This window comes from Paraburkholderia fungorum (assembly GCF_003610895.1).
In the GTDB taxonomy this organism is placed as follows: domain Bacteria; phylum Pseudomonadota; class Gammaproteobacteria; order Burkholderiales; family Burkholderiaceae; genus Paraburkholderia; species Paraburkholderia fungorum_B.
The window spans coordinates 248561-255048 of the sequence record NZ_MCAS01000003.1; the positions used below are offsets into that span (position 1 = coordinate 248561).

Genomic DNA, 6488 nt, shown 5'->3' on the forward strand with positions numbered 1-6488 from the left:
GCTAAACCGGGTTACGCCCGAAGGAAGTCGACGGGCATTTCTCTTTCCATGTCATGTCGATCCTTGAGGTCAGTCCGGACTTCGAAATGATTTCAGAGGCAAGCCGTTCGACGCTGCTGAGAACTTCCTCACGGTCCTTGAACTTCGTGAAGTTTCCTTCACGGAATACGATATCGCCGTTGACCATGACATATTTCGCATCCGTTCCTTTACCTGCACCGAGGAAGGCGGACAAGGGGCGTTGAAGTGAACCGACGTGGGGCGCGCGCATGTCGAAGACTGCGATGTCGGCCAGCTTGCCCGCCTCGAGCGAACCGAGCTCATTGGCCACGCCCAGAACGCGCGCGCCGTTGATGGTCGCCATTTCCAGTGCCCGTTCGAATGGCATGCGTGTCGGATTCAGATGGCGCTGATGCTGGAAGAGCACGCATGCCTTGACCTGCTCGAGCATGTCGTTCGTGTAGTCGACCATGGCGCCGTCGGTGCCGAGCGCCGTTGGGATACCCGCGCGCAGAGCATTTGCCGCAGGAGCGATGCCGCCGCCGCGCATGGCTTCGCTGGTCGGCGTATAGACCAGACCGGCACCCACTTCCGCCATCTGTTCGAGATCCAGCTCGGTGCAGTGAATGCCGTGGATCAGCATCCATTGTTCATCGAGGACGCCGAGCTGCATGAGATATCGCACATCCGTGCGGCCGGTTTCCCGCAGATGCTTGAGGAAGCCTTTTTCTACGGAGAAGGTGCCCGCCGCGGTGTGGCTGCTGATGCGAACATTCAGCTTTCGCGCCAGTTCCGTGCCGCGGATGATGAGCTCTTCGGTGCTCATGCCGGACGAGGTCCAATGGGCATTCGCTTCGATAACCATCCCCATGCGAATCAGGCCATCGTGTTTTCCGTCCCAGCGGCGGATATCCTCTTCAGCCGCGGCAAGCGATTCATCAAGAGAATGCGGATGGTCGAGGAAGCGGCTGTTACGGCAGCGCAGTTCCTTGCCGAAAAATTGACGGATGCCCACTTCCGCCTGGGACTCGACGCTCGACTTCACGATCGCTTCGTCACTGACCGACACGGAGTGGTTAAACGACGTCGTCGTGCCGGTGGAGAGCATTTCGAGGGCACATTGATAGCCGCTCAGACGCATCGCGTCGTTCGAGAGATTGCGCACGAGAGGAAAGACCAGGTCATCGATCCAGTCTTCGAGCAGCATGCCGTCGGCGAGGCCCTTGAACATCGAGTACCACGGATGCTGATGCAGATTGATCAGCCCCGGGATGACGAGGCACCCGGTGGCGTCGATGACTTCGTCGAATCCTTCGGCGGGCGTATTCCCGTGCGCGTAGACGCCGGTGATGCGCTTGCCTTCGACGGCAACCGCACCGCGCTCGAATACCTCACGTTCTCCGTTCACGGTGACGACATAACCGTTTTTAATGAGCGTTTTCTTCATTGTGTCTGTTCCTTAGTGCCTTGACCTGGACAGCGGTGTCGTCCGTGCTTGTCTCCTGGGACGACACCTCATTTCGTACTATCGGCCCCTGGTGATGGGGCGCACTGCTCAGTCCTTCGGCGGCCACGTCGGAATCGGTGCTTTTCCGGACGGGAAGCGGACGTTCTTCGAGCGCACGAATTCCTTGAGGGTTTCCGTGGCGTTTTCACGACCGAACCCGCTGCCTTTCACTCCACCGAACGGCGAGCCCAGGAACGCCCTGCGCATGTAGTTATTAACGAAAATCATGCCGGCTTCAAGGCGCGGTGCAAGTTTCCATGCACGATTCTCGTCGGTCGTCACGATCGCCGCAGTTAAACCATAGGCCGTGCCGTTTGCGATCTCAACGGCTTCGTCCTCGGTTTTGAAGCGCATCAGGCAGGCAACCGGCCCGAAGATTTCCTCCTGAGCGACCGTCATGGTCGGTACGACATCGCCAAGCACGGTAGGTGGCACCCAGTAGCCGCGTTCGTATTGGCTGTCGGTCGGCAACTTGCCTTGCGTGACGAGTCGTGCGCCTTCGCGCAGCGCAATGTCGATGTACCCCATGACACGGTCGCGCTGTTTGCCGTCGACCATCGGACCGATGTCCGTTTTCGGATCCAGTCCGTTACCGACCACGAGCTTCTCGGTGGCGCGCGCGAACTTCTCTTCGAACTCGGCGTAGCGGGATTCGTGGACAAGAATGCGCGCCGTCGACGTGCACGCTTCCCCCTGGTTATAGAACATCCCCTCGAGGGCGACGTTGATAGCGACCTCCATGTCCGCGTCTTCCAGAATGAGAAGGGCATTCTTGCCGCCCAATTCCATGGTCGCGTAGGTGATGTTTTCCGCCGCGCTTTGCAGCACGCGGCGGCCGGTCGCCGTTGCGCCGGTAAAGCTGATGCGTTCGACCTTGGGGTGCGAGGCAAGGGCAGGGCCGGCCTTGATGCCCGGAACGACGTTCAGCACGCCAGGGGGAAGAACCTGATTGGCCAGTTCGACCAGTCGCATGACGGTCAGCGGCGCCTGTTCACCCGGTTTCACGATGACGGTATTGCCGGCGGCCAGTGCCGGCGCGGACTTTTTCGCAAAGTGAATCGGTGGCCAGTTGAACGGAAGAATAGCGGCGACCACACCATACGGTTCAAACAGCACGCGCGCTTCGATTGCGCCCTGGTCGAGGATTTCGCCGTGGAGCGTATCGGCCAGACCGGCGAAATAGTCGAAGCAGGCATGACAGTAAGAAACATCGAAACGAAGCGCGTCACGCTTGGGTTTCCCGACTTCGCGCGCCTCGAGTTCGGCGAGCTCGTCAGCGTGCTCGCGAATCTTCGCCGCAACCTGATGCAGTAGCTGCGCGCGCTCGCGAGGCGAACGCTGGCGCCAGTCCTGTTCATAGGCCCGGCGGGAATCCGCGACCACCTCGCCCACGAGCGTTTCGTCTGCGGACACCACTTGTCCCAACGCTTTCGCGGTTGCGGCTTCTTCGACAACGAAGAATGCCTGGTCGCTGTCCGCCTCGACGACTTTGCCGCCAAGAATGGCGCCCCAGTACGGACGATTCAGGTTCGATCTGTCCTGTGTATCTTCAGCCATATGTCTCTCCTTACAATCGATTGCAACATAAAATAGCAGTCAGCGTTGGACTGCGTTGAATGGGTAGGTGCCGGTGACTCGTCAGGGCGAGCAGCCTTTTGTGCATGGCATGGGCGGGTCATCGGGAGCGCCGGTAAACGGCGCACAGCACATGCAGCGCTGAGGGCATCTTGGTGCAATGTAATGCAATCGATTGCATAGTGCAAGTCCAAATTATCGGAATCATCGACGGCGCTTTGACGGACGCCGCTAACCCGTATCGTACCGGCCTTGTTGAGTGGACCGAGTCATGCATTTCCAGTTGTTCAGGAACTGATTGTTTCCGCTTTATTTGCCTTTTTTGGCATGATTGGTACAATCGATTGCGAGAAAATTGCACGCTTCGCCAATACGTGTGCGTGTGACGACCATTCCCGTAGCCCGGCCACTTTGCCGCTTGTCCGCTCTCGAGCCAGACCGGCCGGATTCCAGATCGCAGTGACGCAGGCTTGCCGTGAAAGAAAAAACAGATCAGCTAGCCAACCGGCGCCCAGTCACCATGAAACAGGTCGCTGAACTGGCCGGGGTCCACGTTTCAACCGTGTCACGCGCGTTGAATCCGGAGACACGTTCCGTTGTAGTGCCCGAGTCGGTGGCGCGCGTCATGAAGGCTGCCAGCAAACTCGGCTATCGGCTGGATCCGGTGGCAGCAAGCCTGCGAACCGGACGCTCCAAGCTTATTGGCATTCTGGTTCCCCAGATTGCAACGAGCGTATTCACCCCGATACTCGCGGGAGCAACGGAGCGCCTTGCCGCACACGGGTACTTCGCGATCGTCGCGTATGTGGGTACGGACACCGAGACCCAACTCGAATTCGCACACGGCCTTATTGCGCGCCGGGTGGACGGATTGATTCTCGCCATGGCGACGCGCCGGGATCCCCTGGCGTCGTTCTGTATAGAAAGAGGTGTGCCTACAGTGCTGGTCAATCGCGCGGAAGATGCCGCGAGGTTGTCGGCTGTCGTGTCCGATGAACTGCTTGGCGCCCAATTGGCCGTCGACCATCTCGTCGAGTTGGGACACAAGAAAATCGGCCACATTGCGGGTCCTGCGGATCACTCAACCGGATTCCTGCGGCGTAAAGGTTTCGTGCAGGCGCTTGCGTCCCACGGACTGGATGGCAACGGCGCGCCGTGCGAGGTGGCCACGACCTATACACGGGAGCAGGGCGCGCAAGCAACGAGGCGCTTGCTGAGTGCCCACCCGGAGGTCACTGCGATCGTCGCTGCCAATGATTCGCTTGCACTCGGCGTGTACGACGCGTTGCGCGAAAGCGGACTGCAATGCCCTCGCTACCTGTCTGTGGTCGGGCACAACGACATGCCGCTCGTGGACATGGTCGAGCCGCCGCTGACCACCATTCGCATTGGCCATCAGGAAATGGGGCGGCAGGCGGCCGATCTTGTCCGGCAAGCCATCGAAGTGCGCGAGCAGCCGGTGCGGAAAATCGTGCTGCCTCCCGAACTGGTCATCAGAGGATCGACCGCCGCGCCACGCAAGGGAAGGTGAGGCGCCTGCATTAGCCCAGCAGGGGCGGTAACTCCTCCTTCAGGAAATCGACGAACGCGCGTACCGCGGGCATCATGCCGCGGCGTGTAGGAAACAGTACGGCCAGACGCCCCTCCCGGGAGCGAAATTCCGGCAGTACGACGCACAAAGTCCCCTTTTCGATTTCGTGTGTGCATGCGTAGAGAGGCAGGCTCGCGATGCCCATTCCTGCCAACGCGGCTTCCTTCAATGCCGCGATATTGTCGCTCTGCAGGCGAGGCTGAATCGTCTGTATGGAAACTTCGCCGTTCGCGCCGATCAGGCGCAATACGGTCACCGGCTTACTGATCGATTCGTAGATCAACAGATCGTCGTGAGGTAGCGCGTCCGGTTCGTCGATCACGCCGGTTCTCGCCAGATACAAGGGGCTGGCCACCAGGCCCCAACGCGCGGTGCCCAGCGGCGCCTGGACCAGACTGGAAAGCTCCACGTCGACGCCGAGACCGCGTATCACCACGTCGACATGTTCTTCGACAAGGTCAACCTGCCGATTGCTTGCCTCGATTGCCAGCCGGACCTTCGGATAGCGCAACATGAAGCGCGGCAACAACCTTGCCAGCACGACATCGGTAATCGCGACGGACATGCTGGCCCGCACCAGTCCCGAAGGCTCGGCAGTCCGGCGTCGAACCGCTTCCTCACCGGCCTGCGCTTCGGCAATCATGGCCCGGCAATGTGCATAGAGCTCTTCGCCGGCGTCCGTCAGACCGAGCCGGCGCGAGGTTCGGTGAAGCAAGCGGACACCGAGCTTGGTTTCCAGATCGGTGATCCGGCGGGAGATATGGGATTTGCTTATGCCGAGCGCCTCTCCCGCAGCGGTAAAGCCGCGATGCTCGATCACCTGGGCAAAAAGATAGAGGTCGTTCAGATCAGAAGATACGGGATTCATCCGGCGTCCAGTTGTTCCTGCTTCGGTTGTTAGTCTGGTTGTTAGTCTGGTTTTACTTTGCGTTTTTATCGTTTCCGGTGGGCAACGATAGGTTGAGAAATACCATATTTATCGATTGCCGTTGCGCAAATATGATTCATCTCAACCCGGCGCAAATGTGCTCCGGACGGTCCGGCGGGACATCTCCAGGTCCGCTGCCGTATCCCATACCAACGTGAATCAAGACCATGAAAATCCATCAACTCCTGAAAGCTGTGATTCTCCCGCTCGCCATTGTGGCGACCTCCGCCGCCACGATCCAGCCGGCCAGCGCCGCGCCTGCAATCAAGACGGTTGCCCCGTCGGGCGCGCCGTACTCGTTGCTGTCGCGAGACGACACGGTGCTCGTGCTGGTCGACCACCAGGTGGGCCTGTTCACCGGCGTGCGCGACATCGATACCGGTGAGCTCAAGCATAACGTGGTGGCGCTGGCCAAAGCCGCGAAGACGCTGGGTATCCCGGTGATTGTCACCGCCACGATGCCCGACGGCATGTGGGGTCCGACGATCCCTGAACTGACAGCCGCGCTGCCGGGCGTGCCGGTGATCAGCCGGACCTCGATCAATGCATGGGACGATCCGAATGTGCGGGCCGCCATCGAGAAGACCGGGCGCAAGCAGATTCTGATCGCGGGTGTTTCGCTGGAGGTGTGTGCCACGTTCCCGGCGCTGTCGCTCAAGGCCGCGGGCTACGATCCGCGTGTGGTGCTCGACGCATCGGGGACGTTTAGCGATGCCAAGCGTACGGTAGGACTGCAGCGGCTGGCGGGCGCGGGCATTCCGGTGACCGACTACGCTACGGCAGGGGTGGAAATGCTGCATGGCAACGACGATCCGAAGGCGCAGGAGGTGTACTCCGATCTGGACATGCCGTTCGCCAACCTGGTGTGGCAGCTCAAGAACGCTTCG

6 protein-coding genes are annotated in these 6488 nt (G+C 60.2%); 3 read left to right on the plus strand and 3 right to left on the minus strand.

Features of this window, described 5'->3' with window-relative positions; genetic code table 11:
- Window position 1: 1 nt before the first annotated feature.
- Complete coding sequence (locus BCY88_RS05135; protein ID WP_259461246.1) at window positions 2–1231, minus strand: amidohydrolase family protein; 1230 nt, start codon at window positions 1229–1231, stop codon at window positions 2–4.
- A 12-nt stretch (window positions 1232–1243) separates the two neighbouring features.
- Here BCY88_RS05135 and BCY88_RS40250 point away from each other — a divergent pair, with 12 nt between their 5' ends.
- Entirely contained in the window at window positions 1244–1471 is a 228-nt protein-coding gene (locus tag BCY88_RS40250) for a hypothetical protein (RefSeq protein ID WP_259461247.1), read from the plus strand.
- Window positions 1472–1555: 84 nt separating this feature from the next.
- On the opposite strand, the gene BCY88_RS05140 is transcribed toward BCY88_RS40250, so the two are convergent.
- Complete coding sequence (locus tag BCY88_RS05140) at window positions 1556–3064, minus strand: aldehyde dehydrogenase family protein (RefSeq protein ID WP_259461248.1); 1509 nt, start codon at window positions 3062–3064, stop codon at window positions 1556–1558.
- Window positions 3065–3602: 538 nt separating this feature from the next.
- Here BCY88_RS05140 and BCY88_RS05145 point away from each other — a divergent pair.
- The gene (locus BCY88_RS05145) at window positions 3603–4613 is read left to right on the plus strand and encodes a LacI family DNA-binding transcriptional regulator (protein WP_120343207.1); all 1011 of its coding nucleotides are present in this window, start codon (window positions 3603–3605) and stop codon (window positions 4611–4613) included.
- 10 nt (window positions 4614–4623) lie between these two features.
- Here BCY88_RS05145 and BCY88_RS05150 read toward each other — a convergent pair whose 3' ends face one another.
- Window positions 4624–5541 (minus strand): LysR substrate-binding domain-containing protein, encoded by a 918-nt coding sequence (locus BCY88_RS05150; RefSeq protein WP_120343208.1) that lies wholly within the window; start codon window positions 5539–5541, stop codon window positions 4624–4626.
- Window positions 5542–5768: 227 nt separating this feature from the next.
- On the opposite strand from BCY88_RS05150, the gene BCY88_RS05155 reads away from it, so the two are divergent.
- The coding region (locus BCY88_RS05155; protein ID WP_120343209.1) for an isochorismatase family protein at window positions 5769–6488 on the plus strand (720 nt) is incomplete at its 3' end.

Excerpts from the sequence above, each read along its gene's own strand:
- BCY88_RS05140 (WP_259461248.1), bottom strand. The coding sequence starts at position 3,064 with ATGGCTGAAGATACACAGGACAGATCGAACCTGAATCGTCCGTACTGG.
- BCY88_RS40250 (WP_259461247.1), top strand. The coding sequence starts at position 1,244 with ATGCTGATGCAGATTGATCAGCCCCGGGATGACGAGGCACCCGGTGGC.
- BCY88_RS05145 (WP_120343207.1), top strand. The coding sequence starts at position 3,603 with ATGAAACAGGTCGCTGAACTGGCCGGGGTCCACGTTTCAACCGTGTCA.
- BCY88_RS05150 (WP_120343208.1), bottom strand. The coding sequence starts at position 5,541 with ATGAATCCCGTATCTTCTGATCTGAACGACCTCTATCTTTTTGCCCAG.
- BCY88_RS05135 (WP_259461246.1), bottom strand. The coding sequence starts at position 1,231 with ATGTTCAAGGGCCTCGCCGACGGCATGCTGCTCGAAGACTGGATCGAT.